1 protein-coding gene is annotated in these 245 nt (G+C 37.6%); it reads left to right on the forward strand.

The window, feature by feature from the left end; all coding sequences use genetic code 11:
* On the forward strand, positions 1-245 hold a 245-nt coding region (locus AOA60_RS34830), incomplete at its 3' end, for a cytochrome ubiquinol oxidase subunit I (protein ID WP_368731592.1).

The raw sequence follows: 245 nt of genomic DNA on the forward strand, positions 1-245 counted from the left end.
ATATTTCATTGGCTACTTTCTCTACCAATAGTACTTGGATCAACAGCATCTGCTTTTTTTATCACATCAGTGAATGGATTTATGAATACCCCTCGTGGGTTTGTCAATACAGAAGGAGAATTTACAAATATTCAGCCACTAGTGGCCATGTTTAATCCTGCGATGCCATCTAGAGTATCTCATGTTATTACCACAGCTTATTTAACAGGGGCGTTTATTTTAGCTGCCATTGCTGCATTTCATAT

Source organism: Pseudomonas sp. 2822-17 (assembly GCF_002742485.1).
Taxonomy (GTDB): domain Bacteria; phylum Pseudomonadota; class Gammaproteobacteria; order Pseudomonadales; family Pseudomonadaceae; genus Aquipseudomonas; species Aquipseudomonas cyclaminis.